The 24,737-nt window shown below is 63.3% G+C and carries 24 protein-coding genes; 5 read left to right on the top strand and 19 right to left on the bottom strand.

The genetic code is table 11. From position 1 onward, the window contains the following. Nucleotides 1–8: 8 nt before the first annotated feature. Nucleotides 9–455, top strand: coding sequence for an SsrA-binding protein SmpB (smpB, locus tag AZSP09_RS03215; RefSeq protein ID WP_014237706.1), 447 nt, complete (start codon nucleotides 9–11; stop codon nucleotides 453–455). Next, nucleotides 455–1,075, top strand: a complete 621-nt coding sequence (locus AZSP09_RS03210; RefSeq protein ID WP_152089157.1) for a trimeric intracellular cation channel family protein — start codon at nucleotides 455–457, stop codon at nucleotides 1,073–1,075. The genes smpB and AZSP09_RS03210 overlap by 1 nt, the downstream gene beginning before the upstream one ends. 197 nt (nucleotides 1,076–1,272) lie before the next feature. Here the strand turns inward: AZSP09_RS03210 and ppsA are convergent, their stop codons facing one another. Further along, nucleotides 1,273–3,648 carry a phosphoenolpyruvate synthase gene (ppsA, locus tag AZSP09_RS03205; RefSeq protein ID WP_130458545.1) on the bottom strand — a complete coding sequence of 792 codons (2,376 nt, stop codon included), beginning with the start codon at nucleotides 3,646–3,648 and terminating at the stop codon, nucleotides 1,273–1,275. An 85-nt stretch (nucleotides 3,649–3,733) separates the two neighbouring features. On the opposite strand from ppsA, the gene ppsR reads away from it, so the two are divergent. After that, nucleotides 3,734–4,576 carry a posphoenolpyruvate synthetase regulatory kinase/phosphorylase PpsR gene (ppsR, locus tag AZSP09_RS03200; protein WP_152089156.1) on the top strand — a complete coding sequence of 281 codons (843 nt, stop codon included), beginning with the start codon at nucleotides 3,734–3,736 and terminating at the stop codon, nucleotides 4,574–4,576. 117 nt (nucleotides 4,577–4,693) lie between these two features. On the opposite strand, the gene AZSP09_RS03195 is transcribed toward ppsR, so the two are convergent. The 16 genes from AZSP09_RS03195 to rpsB form a co-directional block, all read right to left on the bottom strand. Then, nucleotides 4,694–5,470: a TrmH family RNA methyltransferase gene (locus AZSP09_RS03195; protein WP_152089155.1), complete on the bottom strand. Its 777-nt coding sequence runs from the start codon at nucleotides 5,468–5,470 to the stop codon at nucleotides 4,694–4,696. Between the two features lie 3 nt (nucleotides 5,471–5,473). Beyond that, nucleotides 5,474–6,070 (bottom strand): ribonuclease HII, encoded by a 597-nt coding sequence (rnhB, locus tag AZSP09_RS03190; RefSeq protein WP_152089154.1) that lies wholly within the window; start codon nucleotides 6,068–6,070, stop codon nucleotides 5,474–5,476. Beyond that, nucleotides 6,051–7,238 (bottom strand): lipid-A-disaccharide synthase, encoded by a 1,188-nt coding sequence (gene lpxB, locus AZSP09_RS03185; RefSeq protein WP_152089153.1) that lies wholly within the window; start codon nucleotides 7,236–7,238, stop codon nucleotides 6,051–6,053. The genes rnhB and lpxB overlap by 20 nt, the downstream gene beginning before the upstream one ends. A gap of 4 nt (nucleotides 7,239–7,242) precedes the next feature. After that, on the bottom strand, nucleotides 7,243–8,013 hold the full coding sequence (gene lpxA, locus AZSP09_RS03180; RefSeq protein WP_152089152.1) for an acyl-ACP--UDP-N-acetylglucosamine O-acyltransferase: 771 nt from the start codon (nucleotides 8,011–8,013) through the stop codon (nucleotides 7,243–7,245). Between the two features lie 4 nt (nucleotides 8,014–8,017). After that, nucleotides 8,018–8,455, bottom strand: coding sequence for a 3-hydroxyacyl-ACP dehydratase FabZ (fabZ, locus tag AZSP09_RS03175; protein WP_014237714.1), 438 nt, complete (start codon nucleotides 8,453–8,455; stop codon nucleotides 8,018–8,020). A 5-nt stretch (nucleotides 8,456–8,460) separates the two neighbouring features. Beyond that, nucleotides 8,461–9,447 (bottom strand): UDP-3-O-(3-hydroxymyristoyl)glucosamine N-acyltransferase, encoded by a 987-nt coding sequence (gene lpxD, locus AZSP09_RS03170; protein WP_152089151.1) that lies wholly within the window; start codon nucleotides 9,445–9,447, stop codon nucleotides 8,461–8,463. Nucleotides 9,448–9,468: 21 nt separating this feature from the next. After that, nucleotides 9,469–9,990, bottom strand: coding sequence for an OmpH family outer membrane protein (locus AZSP09_RS03165; RefSeq protein WP_014237716.1), 522 nt, complete (start codon nucleotides 9,988–9,990; stop codon nucleotides 9,469–9,471). Nucleotides 9,991–10,005: 15 nt separating this feature from the next. After that, nucleotides 10,006–12,300 (bottom strand): outer membrane protein assembly factor BamA, encoded by a 2,295-nt coding sequence (bamA, locus tag AZSP09_RS03160; protein WP_152089150.1) that lies wholly within the window; start codon nucleotides 12,298–12,300, stop codon nucleotides 10,006–10,008. Nucleotides 12,301–12,302: 2 nt separating this feature from the next. Next, nucleotides 12,303–13,703 (bottom strand): RIP metalloprotease RseP, encoded by a 1,401-nt coding sequence (gene rseP / locus AZSP09_RS03155; RefSeq protein WP_152089149.1) that lies wholly within the window; start codon nucleotides 13,701–13,703, stop codon nucleotides 12,303–12,305. Continuing rightward, entirely contained in the window at nucleotides 13,700–14,884 is a 1,185-nt protein-coding gene (gene ispC / locus AZSP09_RS03150) for a 1-deoxy-D-xylulose-5-phosphate reductoisomerase (protein ID WP_152089148.1), read from the bottom strand. Before ispC ends, rseP begins: the two co-directional genes overlap by 4 nt. A 28-nt stretch (nucleotides 14,885–14,912) precedes the next feature. Then, nucleotides 14,913–15,746, bottom strand: a complete 834-nt coding sequence (locus AZSP09_RS03145) for a phosphatidate cytidylyltransferase (RefSeq protein ID WP_152089147.1) — start codon at nucleotides 15,744–15,746, stop codon at nucleotides 14,913–14,915. After that, nucleotides 15,739–16,512 (bottom strand): polyprenyl diphosphate synthase, encoded by a 774-nt coding sequence (gene uppS / locus AZSP09_RS03140; RefSeq protein ID WP_152089146.1) that lies wholly within the window; start codon nucleotides 16,510–16,512, stop codon nucleotides 15,739–15,741. Before uppS ends, AZSP09_RS03145 begins: the two co-directional genes overlap by 8 nt. A gap of 33 nt (nucleotides 16,513–16,545) precedes the next feature. Next, a complete protein-coding gene (frr, locus tag AZSP09_RS03135; protein ID WP_152089145.1) occupies nucleotides 16,546–17,103 on the bottom strand; it encodes a ribosome recycling factor in 558 nt (185 codons plus the stop codon). A gap of 12 nt (nucleotides 17,104–17,115) precedes the next feature. Continuing rightward, the gene (gene pyrH / locus AZSP09_RS03130) at nucleotides 17,116–17,844 is read right to left on the bottom strand and encodes a UMP kinase (protein ID WP_130458553.1); all 729 of its coding nucleotides are present in this window, start codon (nucleotides 17,842–17,844) and stop codon (nucleotides 17,116–17,118) included. Between the two features lie 21 nt (nucleotides 17,845–17,865). Further along, nucleotides 17,866–18,762, bottom strand: a complete 897-nt coding sequence (tsf, locus tag AZSP09_RS03125) for a translation elongation factor Ts (protein WP_152089144.1) — start codon at nucleotides 18,760–18,762, stop codon at nucleotides 17,866–17,868. A 104-nt stretch (nucleotides 18,763–18,866) separates the two neighbouring features. Then, complete coding sequence (rpsB, locus tag AZSP09_RS03120) at nucleotides 18,867–19,616, bottom strand: 30S ribosomal protein S2 (protein WP_014237725.1); 750 nt, start codon at nucleotides 19,614–19,616, stop codon at nucleotides 18,867–18,869. Nucleotides 19,617–19,942: 326 nt separating this feature from the next. Here rpsB and map point away from each other — a divergent pair, with 326 nt between their 5' ends. After that, complete coding sequence (map, locus tag AZSP09_RS03115) at nucleotides 19,943–20,740, top strand: type I methionyl aminopeptidase (protein WP_014237726.1); 798 nt, start codon at nucleotides 19,943–19,945, stop codon at nucleotides 20,738–20,740. Between the two features lie 5 nt (nucleotides 20,741–20,745). Then, nucleotides 20,746–23,337: a [protein-PII] uridylyltransferase gene (locus AZSP09_RS03110; RefSeq protein ID WP_152089143.1), complete on the top strand. Its 2,592-nt coding sequence runs from the start codon at nucleotides 20,746–20,748 to the stop codon at nucleotides 23,335–23,337. 57 nt (nucleotides 23,338–23,394) lie between these two features. Here the strand turns inward: AZSP09_RS03110 and def are convergent, their stop codons facing one another. Together def and AZSP09_RS03100 are read right to left on the bottom strand one after the other, a co-directional pair. Continuing rightward, nucleotides 23,395–23,943: a peptide deformylase gene (gene def, locus AZSP09_RS03105; protein WP_152089142.1), complete on the bottom strand. Its 549-nt coding sequence runs from the start codon at nucleotides 23,941–23,943 to the stop codon at nucleotides 23,395–23,397. Between the two features lie 2 nt (nucleotides 23,944–23,945). Beyond that, complete coding sequence (locus AZSP09_RS03100; protein WP_014237729.1) at nucleotides 23,946–24,698, bottom strand: S-methyl-5'-thioinosine phosphorylase; 753 nt, start codon at nucleotides 24,696–24,698, stop codon at nucleotides 23,946–23,948. Nucleotides 24,699–24,737: the final 39 nt, after the last annotated feature.

The following is a 24,737-nucleotide window of genomic DNA, read 5'->3' as shown; positions in this document are numbered from 1 at the left end:
CCGGCCCAATGAGCATCACCACCAACAAGAAAGCCTTTCACGACTACTTCGTCGAGGAGAAGATCGAAGCCGGTCTCGCCCTCGAAGGGTGGGAAGTGAAGGCCATTCGTGCCGGACGGGTGAATCTCAAGGAATCCTACGTCGTCATCAAGAACGGCGAAATCTGGCTGCTGGGCATGCATTTGACGCCCCTCTACACCGCCTCCACCCACGTCCATCCCGAAGCTACCCGCACCCGCAAGCTGCTCTTGCATCGGGAGCAGATCGACAAGCTCATCGGCAAGGTGGAACGGGCCGGCTTCACCCTCGTCCCCCTGGACCTGCACTACACCCGGGGCCGGGTGAAGGTGGAAGTGGGCCTGGCCAAGGGCAAGAAAATGCACGACAAGCGGGAAACCGAGAAGCAGCGCGACTGGGACCGGGAAAAGCAGCGCCTGATGCGGGTCAAGGTCTGATGCTGCTGGCCGATCTGCTCTACTGGGTCGGCCTGGTGGCCGTGGCGGTTGGTGCCGCCACCGGCGTCTTTGAAGCCGAACGCAAGGGCATGGACCTGGTCGGCACGGTCATGGTGGCGGTGGCCACGGGCCTGGGTGGCGGCACGGTGCGGGACCTGCTGCTGGACCGCAATGTCTTCTGGGTGGTGGACCAGACCTACCTGATCACCGCCTTCGCCACCGGCATTCTCACCTTTTTCGTCGTCCGCCGGCGCCCCATCTCCCCTCGCCTTTTCCTCTATCCGGATGCCCTGGCCCTGGCCCTGTTTGCCGTCCTCGGCACCCAGGCCGCCCTGCACTGGCATGCACCCTGGCTGGTGGCCAGCCTCATGGGCGTCATCACCGGGGTGTTCGGCGGCGTGCTGCGGGACATCTTCTGCAACCAGGTGCCCCTGATCTTCCTCCCCGGCGAACTCTACGCCTCGGCCGCCCTGGCCGGCTGCCTGTTGCTGATCGGCCTGCAGGCCCTCGGTGTTTCCCCGGTCTGGGCCGCCTGGCTGGCGGCGGCGCTGATCTTCGGCCTGCGCTGGGCCGCCATCGTCTTCAAGATTTCCCTGCCCACCTTCAAGGCCCGGACCTAGCCGCCGGCCGCGGCGGCACGCCATTTCCAGCCGCGACAGCACCTCCGCTGCGAGCAAGAACAGATAAGCCTTTCCGGGCTCCCTATCCCGAACACCGCGCTCCTCCTGCCCTCCATGGCATGCCATGAAAAAAGGCGCCGAGTTGTGCACTCGGCGCCTTTTCCGGAGTCGTCAGGGAGACGGGGCTCCCTTTGCCTTTAGCTGGCCTTGTGGGCGCCCAGGCGGGTCCAGGTGTCCACCACCGTATCCGGATTGAGGGAGATGGAGGAGATGCCCTGGTCCATCAGCCACTCGGCCAGATCCGGATGGTCGGAGGGGCCCTGGCCGCAAATACCGACGTACTTGCCCTTCTTGTTGGCGGAGGCGATGGCCATGGCCAGCAGGGTCTTGACCGCCGGGTCCCGCTCGTCGAAGAGGGAAGCCACCAGACCGGAGTCACGATCCAGGCCCAGGGTCAGCTGGGTCAGGTCGTTGGAGCCGATGGAGAAGCCGTCGAACACTTCCAGGAACTGGTCGGCCAGCAGGGCGTTGGAGGGAATCTCGCACATCATGATCAGCTTGAGATTGTTCTCGCCCTGCTTGAGGCCATGTTCGGCCAGCAGGCTGACCACGCCCTTGCCTTCATCGACGGTGCGCACGAAGGGCACCATCAGTTCCACGTTGGTCAGGCCCATTTCTTCGCGGACCTTCTTCATGGCCCGGCATTCCATCTCGAAACAGTCGCGGAAGGTGCTGGCGATGTAGCGGGAGGCGCCGCGGAAGCCCAGCATGGGGTTTTCTTCCTCGGGCTCGTAGAGGTCGCCGCCCAGCAGCTTGCGGTACTCGTTGGACTTGAAGTCGGAGAGACGCACGATGACGGGCTTGGGCCAGAAGGCGGCGGCGATGGTGGAGACACCCTCGGCCAGCTTCTCGACGAAGAATTCCACCGGATTGGCGTAACCCCGGGCGCGACGCAGAATCTCTTCCCGCTTGGAGGCGGGCAGACGGTCGATTTCCAGGATGGCCTTGGGGTGGATGCCGATGACGTTGTTGATGACGAACTCGACCCGGGCCAGACCGACGCCGGCGTTGGGCAGCTGGGAGAACTCGAAGGCCAGCTCCGGGTTGCCCACGTTCATCATGATCTTGGTCTTGATCTCGGGCATGGCGCCCAGGTCGCGGGAGGTGACCTCGAAGTCCAGCTTGCCACGATAGACGTGGCCAGTGTCGCCTTCGGTGCAGGAGACGGTGACCACTTCGCCTTCGGCCAGGGTCTCGGTGGCGTCACCGCAACCGACGATGGCGGGGATGCCCAGTTCCCGGGCGATGATGGCGGCGTGGCAGGTACGGCCGCCACGGTTGGTGACGATGGCGGAAGCCCGCTTCATCACCGGCTCCCAGTTGGGATCGGTCATGTCGGCCACCAGCACGTCGCCGGGCTTGACCTGGTCCATCTCGGAAGGATCGTGCACCACGCGCACCGGGCCGACGCCGATCTTCTGGCCGATGGCGCGGCCGGAGGCCAGCACCTTGGAGAAGGACTTGAGCTTGAACTTCTCGACGCGGCCGTGGCCTTCCTGGGACTTCACGGTCTCGGGGCGGGCCTGCAGGATGTACAGCTTGCCGTCCACGCCGTCCTTGCCCCACTCGATGTCCATGGGACGCTGGTAGTGCTTCTCGATGATCATGGCGTAGCGGGCCAGCTCTTCCACTTCGGCATCGTTGATGGCGAAACGGTGACGCTCGGCCTCGGCCACGTCCTCGGTGATGGTGGACTTGCCGGCCACCTTCTCGGCGGAGAAGGTCATCTTGATCAGCTTGGACCCCAGGTTGCGGCGGATCACGGCCTTCTTGCCGGCGGCCAGCATGGGCTTGTGCACGTAGAACTCGTCCGGGTTCACGGCGCCCTGCACCACGGTCTCGCCCAGGCCATAGGAGGCGGTGACGAAGACGGCGTCGCGGAAGCCGGATTCGGTATCCAGGGTGAACATCACGCCGGCGGCGCCCTTGTCGGAACGCACCATGCGCTGCACGCCGGCGGACAGGGCCACCTCGGCGTGGGTGAAGCCCTTGTGCACGCGGTAGGAAATGGCGCGGTCGTTGTAGAGGGAGGCGAACACTTCCTTCATGGCGTGAAGGATGTTGTCGAAGCCGTGGATGTTGAGGAAGGTTTCCTGCTGGCCGGCGAAGGAAGCGTCGGGCAGGTCCTCGGCGGTGGCGGAGGAGCGCACGGCGAAGGAGGCGTCGGCGGTGGAATCGGCGATCAGGGCGTCGTAGTGGGCCTTGATCTCGTTCTGCAGCTGGGCCGGGAACGGGGTGTCGATGATCCACTGGCGGATCTTGGCACCGGCAGCCAGCAGGGCATTGACGTTGTCCACGTCCAGGTTGGAGAGTTCAGCCTCGATGCGGGCGGCCAGGCCTTCATGGGCCAGGAACTCCCGATAGGCATGGGCCGTGGTGGCGAAACCGCCGGGAACCCGCACACCGGTATTGGCCAGCTGGCTGATCATTTCGCCGAGAGAGGCGTTCTTGCCGCCGACACGGTCCACATCTGTCATGCGCAGCTGGTCGAAACCGATTACATAATCGCTCATGAAGTCCTCTGAAGATTGTTTCAAAATCGGGAAACCGCTATTTTAGCGCCTTCCACAACACTTGACCCGCCGATTAGGGAAATCCATGACTCAAGCGCCGTCCCATCTCCCCACCCGCACCATCTTCTTCATCTCCGATGGCACGGGCATCACCGCTGAAACCCTGGGACACAGCCTGCTCACCCAATTCGAGGGTGTGCGCCTGAAGATGGTGCGGATTCCCTTCGTCAATTCCACGGACAAGGCCCGGGAATGCCTGGAACGCCTGAAGGAGGCGACCATCCTGGACGGCGCCCGGCCCATCGTCTTCTCCACCCTCATCGACCGGGACCTGAACCGCATCCTGAGCGAGGCCAACGTCCTCTGCCTCAACTTCTTCGACACCTTCATCGTGCCCCTGGAGGCGGAGCTGGGCGTCAAGTCCACCCACACCATCGGCCGCACCCACGGCTCCATCGACACCAACGACTACAAGCAGCGCATCGAGGCCATCAACTACACCCTGTCCCACGACGACGGCGTCACCAACCAGGGCCTGGAACAGGCCGACGTCATTCTCGTCGGCGTCTCCCGCTGCGGCAAGACGCCCACCAGCCTCTACCTGGCCATGCAGTTCGGGGTCAAGGCGGCCAACTTCCCCCTCATTCCGGAAGACTTTGAGCGCATGAAAATGCCCGACAGCCTGGTCAAGCACCGGGACAAGCTGTTCGGCCTCACCATCCAGCCCGAGCGTCTCAACCAGATCCGCAGCGAGCGGCGTCCCAACAGCAAGTACGCCTCCCTGGAAAACTGCCGCTACGAGGTCAAGGAGGCGGAGAAAATGATGCGCCAGCACGACATCCGCTGGCTCGATTCCTCCACCAAGTCCATCGAGGAAATCTCCACCACCATCATGCAGGAAGTGAAGCTGGAGCGACTGAGCTTCTAAACCCCTCGCCCTACAAGGCAGCAGGGGCGCCATTCTCCAGCCATAGGCCGGGAAGAATGGCGCCCCTGCTGCATTTCAGGCCGGGCCGCTTTGAGGTACTGCACTCGCTGCTGCGGCTCAGCGCCGCTGGCGCACCGTCTCGAACAGGCAGATGGCGGCGGCAGCGGCCACGTTGAGGGATTCGCTGCCCCCCGGCATGGGAATGGCCAGGGGCGCATTGGTCAGGGCCAGCACGGCGGGCCGCACGCCCTGCCCTTCGGAACCGAAGACCCAGGCCACCGGGCCACGCAGGTCCGCATCGAAGAGGTCGCCCTGGGCCCCCAGGCAGGTAACAGCGGCCTTGCCGCCATAGCCGGCCAGGAAGGCGCAGAGGTCCTGGTTCTCATGGATGACCGTCTGGAAATGGGCGCCCTGCCCCGCCCGCAGGGTCTTGGGTGCCCAAGCCTGGGCGCAATCCGCGCTCAACAGCACCTGGCGGAAACCGGCGGCGGCGGCGCTGCGCAGGATGGAGCCCAGGTTGCCCGGGTCCTGCACGCCGTCCAGCAGCACCGCATCGCCCTGGGCGTCTGGGCCGGCGGCGGGCACCGGGGTATTGATGAGGCCGACGATGCCGGTGGGCGTATCCACCAGCCCCAGGTCTTCGAACAGACGCTCGCTCAGCACCGTCTGCTTGATGCCGGCGGCGGCGGCCAGGTAGGCAGCGATTTCAGGCTTGTCCCGGGCCGCCTCGCTGACGAACAGCTCCCGCACCTTCTGGAAGCGTTCCTCGTAGGCCGTCAGCAGATGCATGCCGTCGAGTACGGAAAAGCCGGTCTTGCGCCGCTCCCGGCCGGACTGGCAGAGGCGCCGCAACTGGCGGTAGGCGGGATTGTCGGGGGATTCGACGAAGCGCATGGTTCAGAACAGCTCGGCCTGGGCCAGCAGCAGCTTCACCGGGCCGAAGGAGCGCCGGTGGATGGGGCTCGGCCCGTGCTGCCGCAGGCGCTCCAGATGGTCCGCCGTGGGGTAGCCCATGTGGCGGTCGAAGCCGTATTGGGGGTATTGCCGGTGCAGGTCGAGCATGGCCTCGTCCCGGGCCGTCTTGGCCAGAATGGAGGCTGCAGCGATGCAGGCCACCTTGCCGTCGCCCTTGACCACGGCCTCCGCCGGCACCATCAGCTTGGGGCAGCGGTTGCCGTCCACCAGGGCCCGCAGGGGCGCCACGGCAAGGCCGGCAACGGCCCGCTGCATGGCCAACATGGTGGCGTGGAGGATGTTGAGACGGTCAATCTCGGCCACGGAGGCTTCGGCCACGCACCAGGCCAGGGCCTTTTCCCGGATTTCTGGGGCCAGAGCCTCGCGCTTCGCCGCACTCAGCTTTTTCGAGTCGTTGAGGCCGGCGATGGGTCGGGCCGGGTCCAGGATCACCGCCGCCGCCACCACGCTGCCCGCCAGGGGACCGCGGCCGGCTTCGTCGATGCCGCAGACCAGGTCGTCAAACAGCTGCAGGGACATCGTTGGCCCGCACGGGACGGCGCCCGAGCACGGAAAGGATGGCCGCCGCCGCCTTCTCCGCCGTGTTCTGGCGCAGCTGCAGGTGGATGCGGGTGAATTCGTCCTCGATGCGGCTGCGCAGCAGCTTGTCGGTCTGCAGGTTGAGCAGGGCCTGGGCCAGATTGTCCGGCGTCGCATCGTCCTGCAGGAATTCGGGCACCACGAACTGGCCGGCCAGGATGTTGGGCAGGCCCACCCAGGGCTGGTACTTCATCCGCTTCATGAGGCGCCAGGAGAAAGGCGCCATGCGGTAGGCGATGGCCATGGGACGCTTGAGCAGCGCCGCTTCCAGGGTGGCGGTGCCACTGGCCACCAGCACCGTGTCGGCGGCCGCCATGGCATCGTGGGAATGGCCGAAGAGCAGGGTGAACGGCACATCCAGGGCCTGATGGCGGTAGATGGCGGTCTCGAACAGCAGGCGGGTTTCCCGGGTGGCCAGGGGCACCAGGAACAGGGCCTTGGGCATGCGGGCGTAAATGCGCTTGGCCGTCTCGATGAAGGTGTCCGCCATGTACTCCAGCTCGGACTGGCGGCTGCCGGGAAGGAAGGCAAAGATCGGTGCATCCAGGGGCAGGTTCAGCTTTTCCCGGGCCGACTGACAGTTGATCTCCAGGGGAACCATGTCCGCCACCGGATGGCCCACATAGTCCACCGCCACGCCCTTGGCCTCGTACAGGGCCGGCTCGAAGGGGAACAGGCAGAGCATGCGGGAAACGGAACGGGCAATCTTGTGGATGCGCTTGCCGCGCCAGGCCCAGATGGAGGGGCTGACGTAGTGGATAGCAGGAATGCCCTTGTTCTTCAGGCCACGCTCCAGATCCAGGTTGAAATCCGGCGCGTCCACGCCGATAAAGACGTCGGGCTTTTCCTCCAGCAGGCGCTTTTTCAGCTGGCGGCGGATGCCGGTGATTTCCCGGTAGTGCTTGAGCACTTCCACATAGCCGCGCACCGCCAGCTTTTCCAGGGGCCACCAGGCGTCGAAGCCCTGGGCCGACATCTTGGGGCCACCAATGCCGTAGAAGGTGGCATCCGGCAGGTGCTGCTTGAGGGCCTTGATCAGATGGCTGGCCAGGAGGTCGCCCGAGGCTTCCCCCGCCACCATGGCAATACGGATTCCGTTGCCTGCCATGGCCTCACCGCACGATGCCGCGCTTGGACACGGCGAGGAAATCGAGCAGCAGCTGGTATTCCGGATGCTTGGCCACATCGGCCTCCAGCTTGGCCTTGGCTTCTTCCAGGGTCAGGCCGGACTTGTAGATGGCCCGGTAGGCCCGCTTCAGGGCCATCACCGCCTCGGAGGAGAAACCGCGGCGCTTCAGACCCTCGCTGTTGATGCCGTAGGGCGAAGCCGTATTGCCGGCAGCGGTGACGTAGGGCGGCAAATCCTGGAACAGGATGGTGCCCATGCCGGTCATGGAATGGGCGCCAATGTGCACGAACTGGTGCACCACGGTGAAGCCGCCGAGGATGGCGTGGTCGCCCACATGGCAGTGGCCGGCCAACTGGGCGTTGTTGGCGAAGATGGTGTGGTTGCCCACCTGGCAGTCGTGGGCCAGGTGCACATAGGCCATGATCCAGTTGTCGTTACCCAGGCGGGTGACGCCGCCATCCTGAATGGTGCCCAGGTTGAAGGTACAGAATTCCCGGATGACGTTGCGGTCGCCGATTTCCAGACGGGTCGGTTCTCCTGCGTACTTCTTGTCCTGGGGTTCGGCACCGATGGAGGAGAACTGGAAAATCCGGTTATCCCGACCAATCGTGGTATGGCCTTCGATCACCACATGGGGACCGATCTCGGTGTTGTCACCGATCTGCACATGCTCGCCGATGATGGAATAGGCGCCGACGGAGACATTCGCTCCGAGCTTGGCACCGGGATGGACGATGGCCGTCTGATGGATCATGGGCTTACTCGATGGAGCGAACGGTGCACATCAGTTCGGCTTCGGTGGCCAGTTGGCCATCGACCCGAGCTTCGGCCTTGAACTTCCAGATGCCGCGCTTGCTGGCGATGATCTCCACATGCAGGTTGAGCTGGTCGCCCGGACTCACCGGCTTCTTGAAGCGGGCGCCGTCGATGCCGGCAAAGTAATAGACGGACTTGTCGTCGGGCTTGGAGCCCATGGTCTTGAAGGACAGGATGGCAGCGGCCTGGGCCAAGGCTTCCAGGATCAGGACGCCGGGCATGACCGGATGGTGCGGGAAGTGGCCGTTGAAGAAGGGCTCGTTGATGGTCACGTTCTTGATGGCATGGATACTCTTGCCGGGCTCGCACTCGAGCACCCGATCCACCAGCAGGATGGGATAACGGTGGGGCAGGTATTCGAGAATTTGGTGAATATCCATATTGGTCAAGATTTTTTCTCCAGCTCACTAAGTTTTTTTTCAAGTTCATGGACCCGGTCCGCCAGCTTCGACAGATGGCGCAGATGGGCCGCATTCTTCAGCCAGCCCTCGTGGCGCTCCACGGGGAAGGCCCCGGTGTATTGCCCGGGTTGTTTCAGGCTCTTGGCCACCAGGGTGCCCGAAGAGACATGCACATCGTCCCCCAGCTCCAGGTGGCCCAGGATGATGGCACCGCCACCGACGGTACAGCGTTTGCCAATGCGGGCACTGCCGGCGATGCCGACGCAGCCGGCCATGGCTGCGTGGTCGCCGATCACCACGTTGTGGCCGACCTGGATCTGGTTGTCGAGCTTGACGCCGTCGCCGATCACGGTGTCCTCGATAGCTCCCCGGTCGATGGTGGTGTTGGCGCCGATTTCCACATCGTCGCCGATGATGACGCGCCCCACCTGGGGAATCTTCAGCCAGGCCTCGCCATCCTTGGCGAAACCGAAGCCGTCGGCACCGATCACGGCACCGGCATGGATCAGGGCCCGCTTGCCGATGCGGCAACCGGCATACACGGTGACATTGGGATGCAGCACCGAACCGTCGCCGATACTGGCGCCGTCGCCGATGACGCAGCCGGCATGGATCACCACACCCTCGCCCAATTGCACATCCTGCCCCAGCACCACGCTCGGATGCACCGGCGTTTTTGGCTGACGAGCCGGATAGAGCAGCTGGGCTACCCTGGCGTAATAAGTGTAGGAATTGGCGGCAACGATGCGGGGCCGGTCCGTGCCGTCCTGCATGGCCGGCGGCACGATGACTGCGGCCGCCCGGGTGCTCGCCAGCTGGCTGCGATACTTGGGGTTGGAGAGGAAGCTGATCTGCCCCTCGCCGGCCCCGGCCAGGGTGCCCACCCCGCTAATCCGGACGGCACCGTCACCCAGCAGGGAGCCTCCCAGACGGGCGACGATTTCGTCGAGACGAATCCCCTCCCCCGTCACGCGGCCCCCTGGCAAATCGGCTTACTTGCCGGCCTTGTCGTCGGACAGGGCCTTGATCACCTTGTCGGTGATGTCCAGCTTGGGGCTGACCCAGACCACATCCTGCAGGATCAGGTCGAACTTCTCATTCTCGGCGATCTGCTTGATGGCCTTGTTGGCCTTTTCCAGCACGGCGGCCATTTCCTCGTTCTGGCGCAGGTTCAGGTCTTCGCGGAACTCACGCTGACGGCGCTGGAAGTCGCGATTCAAGTCGTTAAGCTCGCGCTCCTTGTTGCGGCGCTCGCTCTCGGACATGGTGACGCCGTTCTTTTCCAGACTTTCCTGCAGGGTCTGCAGTTTCTTGGCAACGACTTGAAGGTCCTGGTCCCGGCGGGAAAACTCGGCATCGAGCTTCTTCTGAGCCTTGACGGCAGCAGGGGCATCGCGGAACACCCGCTGGGTATTCACGTAACCGATCTTGTTCGCTTCATTGGCAAAAGCAGGCACAGCCAGAAATGCAGACAGGACAGCGGCGGCACCGACATTAAGCATTTTGTATTTCAAACCAGTCTCTCCTGATTAAAAAGTAGTACCCATGGTGAACTGGAAGCGCTGGGTCTTGTCGCCTTCCTTGTCGTTCAGCGGCTGAGCTACGCTGAACTTGAGCGGCCCCATGGGCGAAGACCACGCCACGGCCAGACCCGTGGAATAACGTAGGTCGCCCAAGGCAAACTTGGAGTAGTCCCCGTTGTCGTCCTTGGGACCAAAGACCTGGCCGGCATCCACGAACCAGCCCAGGCGCAAAGACTTGTCCAGACCGCTGCCGGGCATTGGGAACAGCAGTTCGGCATTCATCACCACCCGCTTGGTACCGCCGATGGCTTCATCATTCTGACGGGGGCCGAGGCTTGCCACATCGTAACCCCGCACCGAAGTAACGCCGCCGGCGTAATAACTGCGATAAAAAGGTAGCGATTTGCCTCCACCCAATCCATTACCAATACCGATCTCACCATTCAACATCAGCACCAAATCTTTGGTGAATGGGATAAAGCGCTGATGCTGAAGATTCATTTTATAGAATTTCAACGTACCGGCCGGAGCCACCTCAGTGCTGACCCTGGTTAAAGCCCCTTTAGTAGGATAGATCAAGCTATCCCGACCATCCCGCGACCAGCCAAGATTGACGCTTGCCGAAGTATTTGACTTGCCAAAATCTTTAACAAAATCTTTATAAATTTGACGGCTATCATCAAATGTATCGATCTCTGTCTTATCTACTGCAACACCAAAACTAATCGTTTCCTTTTCTGCAATGGGAACTCCCCATCGAAGCCCCCCGCCAATTGATGAGGTCTTATAACTTTTAGAGTAGGTTGTGTTAGTGGGATCATAAGTCTTCTTGTAGATATCGAATCCCTGACTAATTCCATCCACCGTGAAATACGGATTAGTGTATGAAAATGCATAGGTTTGCCGAGATTTTGCCGTATTTACCCCCACAGAAACCGACTTGCCACTGCCAAAGACATTCTGCTGGGCAATGGAGCCGGAAAGGATGACGCCATCGGAACTCGAGAAACCGGCACCCAGCATCAGGTTACCGGTGGGCTTCTCAGTGACGTTCATGGAGACATCCACCTGGTCGCTGGTACCGGCCACCGGCGGCGTTTCTACGGTCACGTCGGAGAAGTAGCCGAGCTTGTCCACGCGCTGCTTGGAGAGCTGGATCTTCTCGGCGTCATACCAGCCGCCTTCCATCTGGCGCATTTCCTGGCGGATGACCTCATCCCGGGTCCGCGTGTTGCCACCGATGTTGATACGGCGCACATAGACCCGCTTACCCGGATCCACGAAGATGGTGAAGGCAACCTGGCGCTTTTCCTTGTCCACTTCGGGTGCGGAGTTCACGTTGGCAAAGGCATAGCCTTCGCGTCCCAGACGGTCGGAAAGGGCCTTCTGGGTTTCATTCAGTTTTTCCCGGGAGAAAATCTCGCCTGGCTTGATGGTCACCAGCTTGCGCAATTCGGCTTCAGGCGCAATCAGGTCACCCGCCAGCTTCACCGAAGAAACGATGAACCGTTCCCCCTCATTGACGCTGATGGTGATGTAGATGTCCTTCTTGTCCGGACTGATGGAAACCTGGGTGGACTCCACATTGAATTCCAGATAGCCCCGGTTCTGGTAATAGGACTTGAGGTTTTCCAGGTCGGCGGAAAGCTTCTGTTTGGAATACTGATCGTTCTTGGTATACCAGGTCAGCCAGCCAGGCGTCTGCAACTGGAAGAGTTCCAGCAGTTCCTTTTCCTTGAAGGCCTGGTTGCCGACGATGTTGATCTGCTTGATCTTGGCCGCGTCGCCTTCGTCGATGGTGAAGTTGATGGCAACCCGGTTCCGCTCCAGGGGCGTCACGGTGGTCTTGATTTCCACCGCGTATTTGCCGCGGGAGAGATACTGGCGCTTCAACTCCTGCTCCGCCTTGTCCAGCAGGGCCCGGTCGAAGATGCGGGACTCGGCCAGACCGACGTCCTTCAGGCCCTTCTTCAATTGGTCCTTGTCGAACTCCTTGAGGCCGACAAAATCGATCTGGGAGATGGCAGGGCGCTCTTCCAGCACCAGGACCATGACATCGCCATCAACCTCGATGCGAACATCCTTGAAAAAGCCGGTGGCGAACAGGGCCTTGATGGCCTGGGCAGCACGCTCGTCATTCAGGGTGTCGCCGACGCGGAGCGGCAGGTAGCTGAATACGGTACCGGCTTCGGTACGCTGAATACCTTCAACACGGATATCTTTGACCACAAACGGGTCGAAGGCTTGGGCCGCAGAAGCGAAAAGCGCCGCAACAACCCCTGCCAACAGGTTTTTGTTCATATTCAGCCGGAAATCAATCGGTTGATGTCGTTGTAGAAGGCAAACGCCATGAGCAACAAAAGCAGCGCCAGCCCGATTTGTTGACCAATCTCCATGAACCGCTCCGAGACTGGCCCTCGCTTGATAATCTCAATCATATGATACATCAAATGCCCGCCATCCAGCACCGGCACGGGGAGCAGATTGAGGATGCCCAGACTGATGCTGACCAGGGCCAAAAACTTGAGGTAGTAGTCGATCCCCATGCGAGCCGATTGACCCGCGTAATCGGCGATGGTGACCGGACCGCTGAGATTGCGCCAGGACACCTCTCCCGTCAGCATCTTGCCCATCATCACCAGGCTGAAGGAGGATTTTTCCCAGGTTTCCTCCACCGCCTTGGACAAGGCGGTCAGCACATCGTAGCGCACCGTGACCGTCAACTCGTCGCGGCTGGGACCCGCATCGCGCACGCCGACGCCGATGCGCCCGATCCTGGCGCCGCGATCCCCATAGCCTTCCGGCACGACACTGATTTCCAGCCGGGCATCGTCGCGAAGAATGCTCAGGCGCAGAGGCTGGTCCGGCGCATTGCGGATTTTCTGCACCACATCCGACCAGAATTCGATGGCCACGCCATCCACCGCCAGCACCCTATCACCACTCAGGAGCCCCGCGGCCTCCGCCGGACTGCCGGGCGTCACCTTGCCGAACACCGGCGCCAGCTGGGGCCGGAAAAAATTCACCCCCAGGAGCCCCAGCGGATCCCCCTCGTAACCCTGCTCCCTCAAGGGTGCCAGGTTGAGGCGCCGGAATACGATTTGCTGACGGGCGTCCTGGACCTCGATGCTCACATAGCCGGGATCGGACTCTACACCTTCGGCCCCGGCGGACTTATTGACGCTGGACTGCAGCAGTTCCCAGCGGAAATCCTGCCAGGTCTGCACCGGCCGGCCATCCACCCGGACCACCACTTCGCCGTTTTGAATACCCGCCTCGGCAGCCGCAGAGGCGGCCGGTGGTACCCCCAGGATGGGGCGCAGTTCTTCGGTGCCGCTATAGAAAAGCCCCCAGTAAATCAGGACCGCCAGCAGCAGGTTGGCCAGGGGGCCCGCCGCCACAATGGCCATGCGCTTGCCCACCGGCTGCACGTTGAAGGCCCGGTGCAGTTCCTGGGCCGCCACGGGAGCCTCCCGCTCGTCGAGCATCTTGACGTAGCCGCCCAGCGGGAAGGCACCGACGGCCCATTCGGTACGGTCCGCCCCGGAGAACAGCGAAAAAATTGGCCGTCCAAAACCGATGGAAAAGCGCAGGACTTTCACGCCGCAGAGCCGGGCGACCCAATAATGTCCCAGTTCGTGCACCACGATCAGGACACCGAGGACGACGGCGAATGCCGCCAGGTAGAAAAGGAAGTTGCTCACCGCAGCGATTCCCGGGCCAACAGTTCCCTGGCCTTGGCTCGGGCCTGCGCATCGGCGCCCATCACGTCGTCAAGACTGCCCACGGCGACCGTGGGAATGGCATCGAGGGTCGCCTCAATGACGCGGGGAATGGCGGTAAAACCGATGGCGCCGGCCAAGAATGCCTCCACTGCCACTTCGTTGGCAGCGTTGAGCAGGGCCGGGGCACTGCCCTCCTCCGCCAGAGCCCGATAGGCCAGGGAGAGGCAGGGGAAACGCCGGTTGTCGGGCTCCTGGAAATCCAGCCGGCCAACCTGGAACAGGTCGAGAGGGCCGACCCCGGACTCGATACGCTCGGGAAAGGCCAGTGCGTGGGCGATCGGAGTGCGCATGTCCGGGTTGCCCAGTTCGGCCAGCACCGAGCCATCCACATACTCCACCAGGGAATGGATGACGCTCTGGGGATGGATCACCACCTGGATCTTGTCGGCGGCCACGTTGAACAGATAGTGGGCCTCGATCACCTCCAGGCCCTTGTTCATCATGGAAGCCGAATCCACTGAAATCTTCCGCCCCATGACCCAGTTGGGATGGGCGCAAGCCTGATCCGGCGTGACCGATTCGAGACTCTCTGCCGTGGCGTTGCGGAACGGCCCGCCGGAGGCGGTGAGCAGAATCCGACGCACCCCATTTTTTGACAAATCACTTGAGAAATTAATCGGAAGTGATTGAAAAATAGCGTTATGTTCACTATCGATAGGCAGCAACGTGGCGCCATGCCGGGCCACTGCAGCCATGAATACCGGCCCGGCCATGACCAGGGCTTCCTTGTTGGCCAGCAGCACTTTCTTGCCGCAACGGACCGCGGCCAGGGTGGGCGCCAGACCGGCTGCGCCGACGATGGCGGCCATGACCGCATCCACCTCCGCCAGCTCCGCCATCTGGCACAAGGCCTGGGGACCGTGCAGCACCTCGATGGAGAGCCCCGCCAGCCGGCCCCTCAAATCGTGGGCCAGAGCCTCGGTACCGACTACGGCATAAGATGGCAGGAATTCCCGACACTGTTCCGCCAGCTTGTCCACCTGCCGGTGGGCACACAGAGCCACCACCCGGTAGCGCTGGGGATGGCGGCGGACGACGTCCAGAGTGCTGACGCCGATGGAGCCGGTGGAACCTAGGATGGTGAGACGCTGGGGCTGCATGGGGAGTCCGGCAAAAAAAACGGAAGGATCAGAGAACGAGCCAGAGCAGGGTCACCAAAGGCAGGGTCGAAGTGAGACTGTCGATGCGATCCAGAATGCCGCCATGGCCGGGCAACAGCTGGCTGCTGTCCTTGATGCCGGCCTGGCGCTTGAGCAGGGACTCGAACAGGTCGCCGATGATGCTGACCGCGGTCAGCACCAGCAGGGTGGGAATCAGGAGCAGCACAGGCAAGATCACCGCGGAACCGGCAAGGAAATAGACCGCCAGACCGTAGATCAGGACACCGGCCACAGCGCCGTAGGCCCCCTCCCAGGTCTTCCCCGGGCTGATCTGGGGCGCCAGCTTGCGGCGGCCGAAGGCCCGGCCGGTGAAGTAGGCGGCAATATCGGCGATCCAGACCAGGGCCATGATGCCGAGCAGGGCCCAAGGACCCAGGTGACGCAGCAGGACCAGGGCCAGCCAGGTGGGCAAGAGCACCACGGCGCCGGTCAGCAGGCCGAACGCAGTCCCCGACAAGGGAAAGCGCCGCACCAGCCACAAGGGCACCAGCAGGGTCCAGAAACCCAGGGCCGGCAGCAGGAACCACCAGGCCAGGGACAGGGCGGCGCCCTTGTCGAGGCTACCGGAGAGACCGAGCGCCTCCGGCTGGGCAAGCATCAAGGTGGTACAAGGGACACCGAGGAGCAAGGCCACCGCGATCCGCTGGATGCCGACCAGACGCATCAGGCCGCCCCACTCCCAGGCCGCCAGCATGGCGACAACGGTGGCCAGCAGGGTCCAGCCCAGGGGCGAAAGCAGGAACAGGGCGGCCAGGAAACCGATCAGCAGGAAAATGGCGGTGATGACCCGGGCCTTAAGCATGGGAGTTCCCCTTGGTGTCGGTGGCGAGCTGCTCGCTGGTACGGCCGAAGCGGCGCTCCCGCTGCTGGTAGGAAGCAATGGCGGCCTCCAGGGCGGCCGTATCGAATTCGGGCCAGAGGGTATCGGTGAAATAGAATTCCGAGTAGGCCAGCTGCCAGAGCAGGAAATTGCTGATGCGCTGCTCGCCCCCGGTGCGGATGAACAGATCCGGCTCCGGGGCATAGGCCATGGCCAGGAAAGGCGCCAGGTCCTCTTCCTGCCACTGTCCGAGCTTGTCGGGACAGGCCTGGGCCAGACGGTTGGCCGCCTGCAGGATGTCCCAACGACCGCCGTAGTTGGCGGCAATGGTCAGGGTCAGGCGCTCGTTGCCGGCAGTGCGTTCCTCGCCCTGGCGGATGAGTTGCTGCAAGGCGGGATCGAAACGGGACAGGTCGCCCACGATGCGCAGGCGTACACCGTTGCTGTGCAGCCGTTCCACCTCCTGCTGCAGCGCCTTGACGAACAACTGCATGAGCAGGCTGACTTCATCCTGGGGACGGCGCCAGTTCTCGGAACTGAAGGCGAACAGGGTCAGGTATTCCACCCCATTTTCCAGGCAAGCCCGCACCATGTCGCGGACGGACTCGACGCCTTTGGTGTGACCGGCAAAACGGGGAAGGAAACGCTTTTTGGCCCACCGGCCATTGCCATCCATGATGATGGCAATGTGCCGGGGCACCGCTGCCGCCCGGGGGATATCCCGGGTGGAGCTTTTGAAAATGGACATCCGGTGAAATCTCCCGGAAGGGGAAGATGGCGGTCAGACCGCCATCAGCTCGGCTTCCTTCTGGGCGACGAGCTTGTCCACTTCGGCAATGTATTTGTCGGTGAGCTTCTGGATGTCGTCCTGGGTGCGACGCTCGTCATCCTCGGAAATCTCCTTGGACTTGACGCCCTCCTTCAGGCTGTTGTTGGCATCCCGGCGCAGGTTGCGCACGGCCACCTTGGCATTCTCGCCTTCACCCTTGACCACCTTGGTCAGGTCGCGGCGGCGCTCTTCGGTCAGGGGAGGCATCGGCACGCGGATCAGGTCGCCCTGGGCGGCCGGATTGAGGCCCAGATCGGAATCGCGGATGGCCTTTTCGATCTTGGCGCCCATGCCTTTTTCCCAGGGCTGCACGCCGATGGTGCGGGCGTCCACCAGGGTGATGTTGGCCACCTGGTTAACCGGCACCATGCTGCCGTAGTAATCCACCTGCACGTGATCCAGCAGGCCGGTATGGGCACGGCCGGTGCGGACCTTGGCGAGGTCGTTCTTCAAGGCCTCGATGGACTTCTGCATCTTGGCTTCGGTGTTCTTCTTGACTTCGGAAATCATGGTCTGTTCCCCTCAGCAGTAGACCAGCGTGCCTTCCGCTTCACCCAGCACCACCCGCTTCAGGGCGCCGCTCTTGAAGATGGAAAACACGTTGATCGGCAGTTTCTGGTCGCGGCACAGCGCGAATGCAGTGGCATCCATGACCGCCAGATTGCGGGCGATGGCTTCGTCGAAACTGATCTTGTCGTAACGGGTGGCGGACGGATCCTTCTTCGGATCGGCAGTGTAGATGCCGTCCACCTTGGTCGCCTTGAGCACGATCTGGGCGCCGATTTCGGCACCGCGCAGGGCGGCGGCGGTATCGGTGGTGAAGAAGGGGTTGCCGGTGCCGGCAGCGAAAATGACGATGCGGCCCTGTTCCAGATAGCGGATGGCCTTGCCCCGGATGTAGGGCTCCACCACCTGCTCGATATCCAGGGCGGACTGGACCCGGCTGTTGAGGCCGGCCATGCGCATGGCGTCCTGCAGGGCCAGACCGTTCATAACGGTGGCCAGCATGCCCATGTAGTCGGCGGTAGCCCGGTCCATGCCGGTGGCGGCAGGCGCAACACCGCGGAAGATGTTGCCGCCGCCGATGACCACGCCGATTTCCACCCCCAGTTCAGCCACTTCCTTGATCTCGGCGACAATCTCGGAGATCGTCTGGCGATTGATGCCGTAGGCATCGGAGCCCATCAGGGCCTCGCCGCTGAGTTTGAGGAGAATACGCTTGTAGGCCGGCTGGGGAGTGGTATCGGGCATGGGCATCCTTAGATTGCTAGATTACTTCTGGGCAGCAGCGGCAGCCTGGGCAGCCACTTCAGCAGCGAAGTCGGTGACCTTCTTCTCGATGCCTTCGCCCACGATGAACAGGGTGAAAGCGGCCACGGAGGCACCCTTGGCCTTCAGCAGCTGTTCGATGGTCTGCTTGCCGTCTTCAGCCTTGACGAAGACCTGGGCCAGCAGGGTCACTTCTTTCAGGAACTTCTGCACGGTGCCGTCGGCGATCTTTTCCAGCATGGCTTCGGGCTTGTTGTCGGCACGGGCCTTTTCGATGGCGACGCGACGCTCGGTGTCGATCAGTTCCTGGGAAACGCCGGAAGCATCCAGAGCCTTGGGCTTGGAAGCGGCGATGTGCATGGCGATGTCCTTGGCCAGCTGTTCGTCGCCGCCCACCAAGTCCAGCAGCACGCCGATCTTGGCGCCGCCGTGGATGTAGGAAGCCAGCGTGCCCTGGGCTTCCACGCGCACGAAGCGGCGGAAGGACATGTTTTCACCGATCTTGCCGACCAGGGCGGCACGGATGGATTCCAGGCTCTGACCACCCACTTCCAGGGCGGAGAGGGCTTCCACGTCGGCCGGGTTCTTGGTGGCCACCAGTTCGGCGGCGTTCTTCACCAGTTCCAGGAAGTCGTCGTTCTTGGCCACGAAGTCGGTTTCGCAGTTCACTTCGACGATGGCGCCCAGCTTGGCGTCAGCGGAAATGTAGATGCCGACCACGCCTTCGGCGGTCACGCGGGCAGCGGCCTTGGTAGCCTTGTTGCCCAGCTTGACGCGCAGGATTTCCTCGGCCTTGCCCATGTCGCCGTCGGCTTCGGTCAGGGCCTTCTTGCATTCCATCATCGGCGCATCGGTCTTTGCGCGCAGTTCAGCCACCATGCTTGCGGTAATTGCCGCCATATTTTTTCTCCGGTTGCTACTGGAAGGGCGCCACGCAGGCGCCCTTCCGGATTGACATAAACGAATCAGAAACGCCGCTCGGAAGCGGCGTCGGAAGGGACCGATTACTCGGCAGCTTCTTCCACTTCAACGAACTCGTCGTCGCCGCCGGTGGCAGCCACGATTTCCTGCAGGGACATGCTGCGGCCTTCCAGGATGGCATCGGCCACGCCACGGGCGTACAGGCGGATGGCGCGGGAGGAGTCGTCGTTGCCGGGGATCACGTAATCCACGCCTTCGGGGGAGTGGTTGGTATCAACCACGGCGATCACGGGGATGCCCAGCTTGTTGGCTTCGGTGATGGCGATCTTGTGGTAGCCCACGTCCACCACGAACAGGGCGTCGGGCAGGCCGGCCATGTTCTTGATGCCGCCGATGGACTTCTGCAGCTTTTCCAGTTCGCGCTTCTGCATCAGGGCTTCCTTCTTGCCCAGACGCTCGATGGAGCCGTCCTCGACGGACTGTTCCATATCCTGCAGACGCTTGATGGACTGCTTGACGGTCTTGAAGTTGGTCAGCATGCCGCCCAGCCAGCGCTGGTCAACATAGGGGGTGCCGGCGCGCTGAGCTTCTTCGGCGATGATCTCGCGAGCCTGGCGCTTGGTGCCGACGAACATGATGGTGCCCTTGTTGGCGGCCAGCTTCTTCACGAAGGCCATGGCTTCGTTGTACTTGGCCAGGGTCTTTTCCAGGTTGACGATGTGAATCTTGTTGCGGGCACCGAAGATGTACTGAGCCATCTTCGGGTTCCAGAAACGGGTTTGGTGGCCGAAGTGAACACCGGCTTCCAGCATCTGACGCATAGTTGCGGACATATAAAACTCCTCAAGGGTTGAACCGCCATCCGCCGCATTACAGCTTTAAAAGCCACTACTGCCACCCGCAAAGCGGGCACCCTAGATAGAGGCGGATGTGAGTAATTTGCCCGGAACCGGACCACCCGGTTCCATGACATGCAGGCCTGGCAAAACAGTTTTGCCAGCCCCGTCTTCCCGGTTTCGATGGACCGAAGCCGAAAAGCCGCAGGATTTTAGCATTTCATCGCTTTTTACTCAAGGCGAACCACCGGCCGCCAAAATTGCCTAAGGGTGGCGCCTTCTATATCCTTCGCCCTTCAACCCGCATCAGACAAAGAGCCGCAATGAGCGTCATCATCAAAACCGCCGACGAAATCGAAAAAATGCGTATCGCCTGCCGCCTGGCGGCGGAAGTGCTCGACCACGTCACCCCCTATGTGAAGCCTGGCGTCACCACCGGCGAACTGGACCGCATCTGCCACGACTACATGGTCAATGTGCAGGGCTGCATCCCCGCCCCCCTCAACTACGCCCCGCCGGGCTACACGCCCTACCCCAAGTCCATCTGCACCTCCATCAACCACCAGGTGTGCCATGGCATCCCGGGGGAAAAGCCGCTGAAGAATGGCGACATCGTCAACCTGGACATCACCGTCATCAAGGACGGCTTCCACGGCGACACCAGCCGCATGTTCGTGGTCGGCGAAGGCTCCATCCTGGCCAAGCGCCTGTGCGAGATCACCCACGACTGCATGTGGATCGGCATCAACCAGATCAAGCCCGGCGCCCACCTGGGCGACATCGGCGCCGCCATCCAGAAATATGCGGAAAATGCCGGTTTTTCCGTGGTCCGGGAATTCTGCGGCCACGGCATCGGCCGCAAGTTCCACGAAGACCCCCAGGTTCTGCACTACGGCAAGGCCGGCACCGGCATCGAACTGAAGCCCGGCATGATCTTCACCGTGGAACCCATGATCAACGCCGGCAAGGCCGCCATCAAGGAAATGGGCGACGGCTGGACCATCGTCACCAAGGACCGCAGCCTTTCCGCCCAGTGGGAACACACCATCCTGGTCACCGAAACCGGCTACGAAGCCCTGACCGTCTCCGCCGGCAGCCGCCCCAAACCCGACTGGATCTGAAGCCCATGCCCAGCAGCGCCCCCGCTCCCCATCCCCTGGCCCATTACAAAGCCATGCTGCAGGAAGGGCAGCAGGCGCTGAAGTCGGACTACCAGTCCCAAGGCGACGCCGCTTCCCTGCTGCGGCAACGCTGCAGCAACATCGACAAACTGCTGGTGCAAATCTGGCAGGACCAGCAGTTCCCCTCCTCCCTGGCCCTGGTCGCCGTGGGCGGCTACGGCCGCGGCGAGCTGTATCCGGCCTCCGACATCGACCTGCTGCTGCTATTGCCGGAGGAGCCCGACGAGGCCCTGAAGGGCAAGCTGGAACAGCTGGTGGGCCTGTTCTGGGACATCGGTCTGGAAATCGGCCACAGTGTCCGCACCCTGGAAGAATGCCTGCAGGAGGCTGCCGGCGACATCACGGTGCAGACGGCCCTCATCGAAGCCCGCCTGCTGAGCGGCGACCAGGCCCTCTTCAGCCGCTTCCAGCAGGGACTGGCGGCCACCCTGGACCCCCAGACCTTCTTCAAGGCCAAGAAGCTGGAGCAGGACGAGCGCTACATCCGTTTCCATGAAACCCCCTACGCCCTGGAGCCCAACCTCAAGGAAAGCCCGGGCGGCCTGCGGGACCTCCAGGTGGTGCTGTGGGTGGCCCAGGCGGCCGGCCTGGGCCGAACCTGGCAGGATCTGGAACGGGGCGGTTTCATCACCGCCGAGGAAACCCAGGCCCTGATCGAGGCCCAGGGCCTGCTGGAGACCCTGCGGGTCAGGCTGCACCTGCTCACCGGCCGGCGCGAGGACCGGCTGCTGTTCGACGTGCAGACGCCCATGGCGGCGGACATGGGAATCGAAGCCACGCCCACCCGCCGCTCCAGCGAACAGCTGATGCAGCGTTACTACCGCAACGCCAAGCTGGTGACCCAGCTCAACATCATCCTCATGCAGAACATTGGGGCCGCCATCTTCCCGGCCCAGGAACGGGCCCCCGAAGCCATCGACGCCAATTTCCAGAAGGCCAACGGCCTGCTCGACGTCAGCGACGAAGAAGTCTTCCAGCGCCGTCCCGGCGCCCTGCTGGAAGCCTTTCTCCTGCTGCAGCAGAACCCGGACCTGAAGGGCATGACCGCCCGCACCCTGCGCGCCCTGTGGCGGGCCCGCCTGCTCATCAACGACGAATTCCGCGCCGATCCGGCCAACCGGGCCTGCTTCCTCAAGCTTTTCCAGCAGAAGCAGGGCATCGTCCACGAATTCCGCCGCATGAACCAGTACGGCATCCTGGGCCGCTACATCCCGGCCTTCGGCGCCGTGGTGGGCCAGATGCAGCACGACCTGTTCCATGCCTACACGGTGGACCAGCACATCCTCCAGGTGATGCGCAACATGCGCCGCTTCACCATGGAGGAGTTCGCCCACGAATACCCCCTCTGCTCCCGCCTGGTGGCCGGCTTCGACCGCCCCTGGCTGCTCTACATCGCCACCCTGTTCCACGACATTGCCAAGGGCCGGGGCGGCGACCACTCCAGCCTGGGCATGGCCGACGCCCGCGCCTTCTGCGAAAACCACGGCCTGGCGCCGGAAGACACGGAGCTGGTGGAATGGCTGGTGGGCCAGCACCTGGTCATGTCCCAGGTGGCCCAGAAGGAGGACATCACCGATCCCGAAGTGGTGGCTGCCTTTGCCGCCCGGGTCAGGGATGAACGCCATCTCACCGCCCTCTACCTGCTCACCGTGGCCGACATCCGGGGCACCAGCCCCAAGGTGTGGAACGCCTGGAAGGGCAAGCTGCTGGAGGACCTTTACGGCATGACCCTGCGCCTGCTGGAAAAGGGCGTCACGCCCGAACCCCACGGCGTCATCGAGGAGCGCCAGGAGGAGGCCCTGCGCCTGCTGCGCTACTTCGCCCTCTCCGACACGGTGCACCAGGGTCTGTGGAAGCAGCTGGACACGGTCTATTTCCTGCGCCACTCGGCCGAGGAAATCGCCTGGCACACCCGCTGCCTGCACTACCGCATCCACCACGACGAGCCCCTGGTGAAGGCCCGCCTGCGCCAGATCCAGGACTGCAGCGAGGCCACCGAGACCCTGCAGGTGATGGTCTACACCCGGGATCAGCCGGACCTCTTCGCCCGCCTCTGCGGCTTCTTCGGCCGCGCCGGCTTCAACATCGTCGATGCCAAGATCCACACCACCCGCCACGGCTACGCCCTGGACAGCTTCATCCTGCTCGATGTCTCCAACCGGGAGATTCCGCGGGAAATGGCCAGCTATGTGGAACACGAGCTGACCGAGGCCCTGCTCCACCCGGGGCCGCCGGAGGCACCGCCCACCGGCCGCCTGTCCCGCCAGGTGCGGCACTTCCCCATCGCGCCCCAGGTCAGCCTGCTGCCCGACGACCGGGGCCACTGCGTCCTCTCCATCGTCGCCGCCGACCGTCCTGGCCTGCTCTTCTCCGTTGCCCAGACCCTGGCCCGGCACGGCGCCGGGCTGCAGACGGCGAAAATCGCCACCCTGGGCGAACGGGCCGAGGATACCTTCCTCGTTTCCGGCGGCGACCTGGACCAGAGCAGCAAGCGCATCCGTCTGGAAACGGAATTGCTGGAAATGCTGCAGGTCTAGGCCAGAGTACAGGCGGCGGACTGCGCCAAGAAAAAAGGAGGCCGCGGCCTCCTTTTTTTAATCCTCCGCCCCCGTGCCGGGGCCCTCGGGAAACAACTCCTCGATGAAGCCGAAGCGGGAAAAGTCCCGGATGCGGGCCGGATAGAGCAGGCCGTCCAGATGGTCGCACTCGTGCTGCACCACCCGGGCGTGGAAACCTTCCACCACCCGCTCCAGGGGCTCTCCCCCGGGGGTGAAGCCGCTATAGCGCAGGCGCTTCCAGCGGGGCACCCAGCCGCGCATGCCGGGCAGGGAAAGGCAGCCTTCCCAGCCCTCTTCCTCCTCGCTGCCGAGGGGCTCCAGCTGCGGATTGAGCAGCACCGTGAAGGGAATGGCCGGGGCCTCCGGATAGCGTTCGCTGCTGTCGAAGCCGAACACCACCAGGCGCAGGTCCACGCCGATCTGGGGCGCCGCCAGGCCGACGCCGCCCTCCGCCACCATGGTCGCTTCCATGTCCGCAATCAGGGCGGCCAGGGCCGGAGTGCCGAACTCGGTGATTTCCCGGGCCCGCTGCCGCAGCACCGGATGGCCCATGCGCAGGACGGGACGGGCGACGCCGGCGGCCATGGTCAGTCCCGGGCGCCGTGGTTGGCGACCAGCTGCTCGATGATGCCCCGCACCCGCCCCATGGCGTTCTGCAGCACGTCCTCGATGGACTCGAAGTGGATGCCGTCCCGGCTCTCGCCGCGGCCGGCGGCGTAGTTGGCCACCACGTTGATGGCGGCATAGGGCAGGTCCAGTTCCCGGGCCAGCACCGCTTCGGGCATGCCGGTCATGCCCACCAGGTCGGCACCGTCCCGCTCCATGCGGTTGATTTCGGCGGCCGTCTCCAGGCGCGGCCCCTGGGTGGCGGCATAGACGCCGCCCATGCGCACCTCCTCGCCGATCATGGAGGCGGCGGTGAGAATCTGGTTGCGCAGCAGTTCGTCGTAGGGATGGGTGAAATCCACGTGGGTCACGGTACAGCCGTCGCCTTCGTGGAAGGTGGAACGGCGGCCCCAGGTGTAGTCGATGATCTGGTGCGGCACGACGATGTCGCCGGGGGCCAGGTCGCCGCGGATGCCGCCGACGGAAGCCACGGAGACGATGGCCGTGGCCTTCTTCGACCACAGGGCCCACAGGTTGGCGCGGTAATTCACCTCGTGGGGCGGAATGGTGTGGCCGTAGCCGTGGCGGGCGACGAACATGGCGGGCTGGCCGCAGATATTGCCGAAGGTGACGGGCCCGGAGGGCTCGCCGTAGGGGGTGCGGACGATTTCCCGGTGGGAAATGTCCAGGTTGGCCAGCTGGGTCAGGCCACTGCCGCCGATGATTGCAAGCATTGCGGGAAAACTCCGAAGATTGGCCGGTGACGGCGAAGG

The organism is Azospira sp. I09 (assembly GCF_009177135.1).
In the GTDB taxonomy this organism is placed as follows: domain Bacteria; phylum Pseudomonadota; class Gammaproteobacteria; order Burkholderiales; family Rhodocyclaceae; genus Azospira; species Azospira oryzae.
The sequence above is the reverse complement of the archived record's forward strand: the minus strand, read 5'-3'. Positions and strand labels throughout refer to the sequence as shown.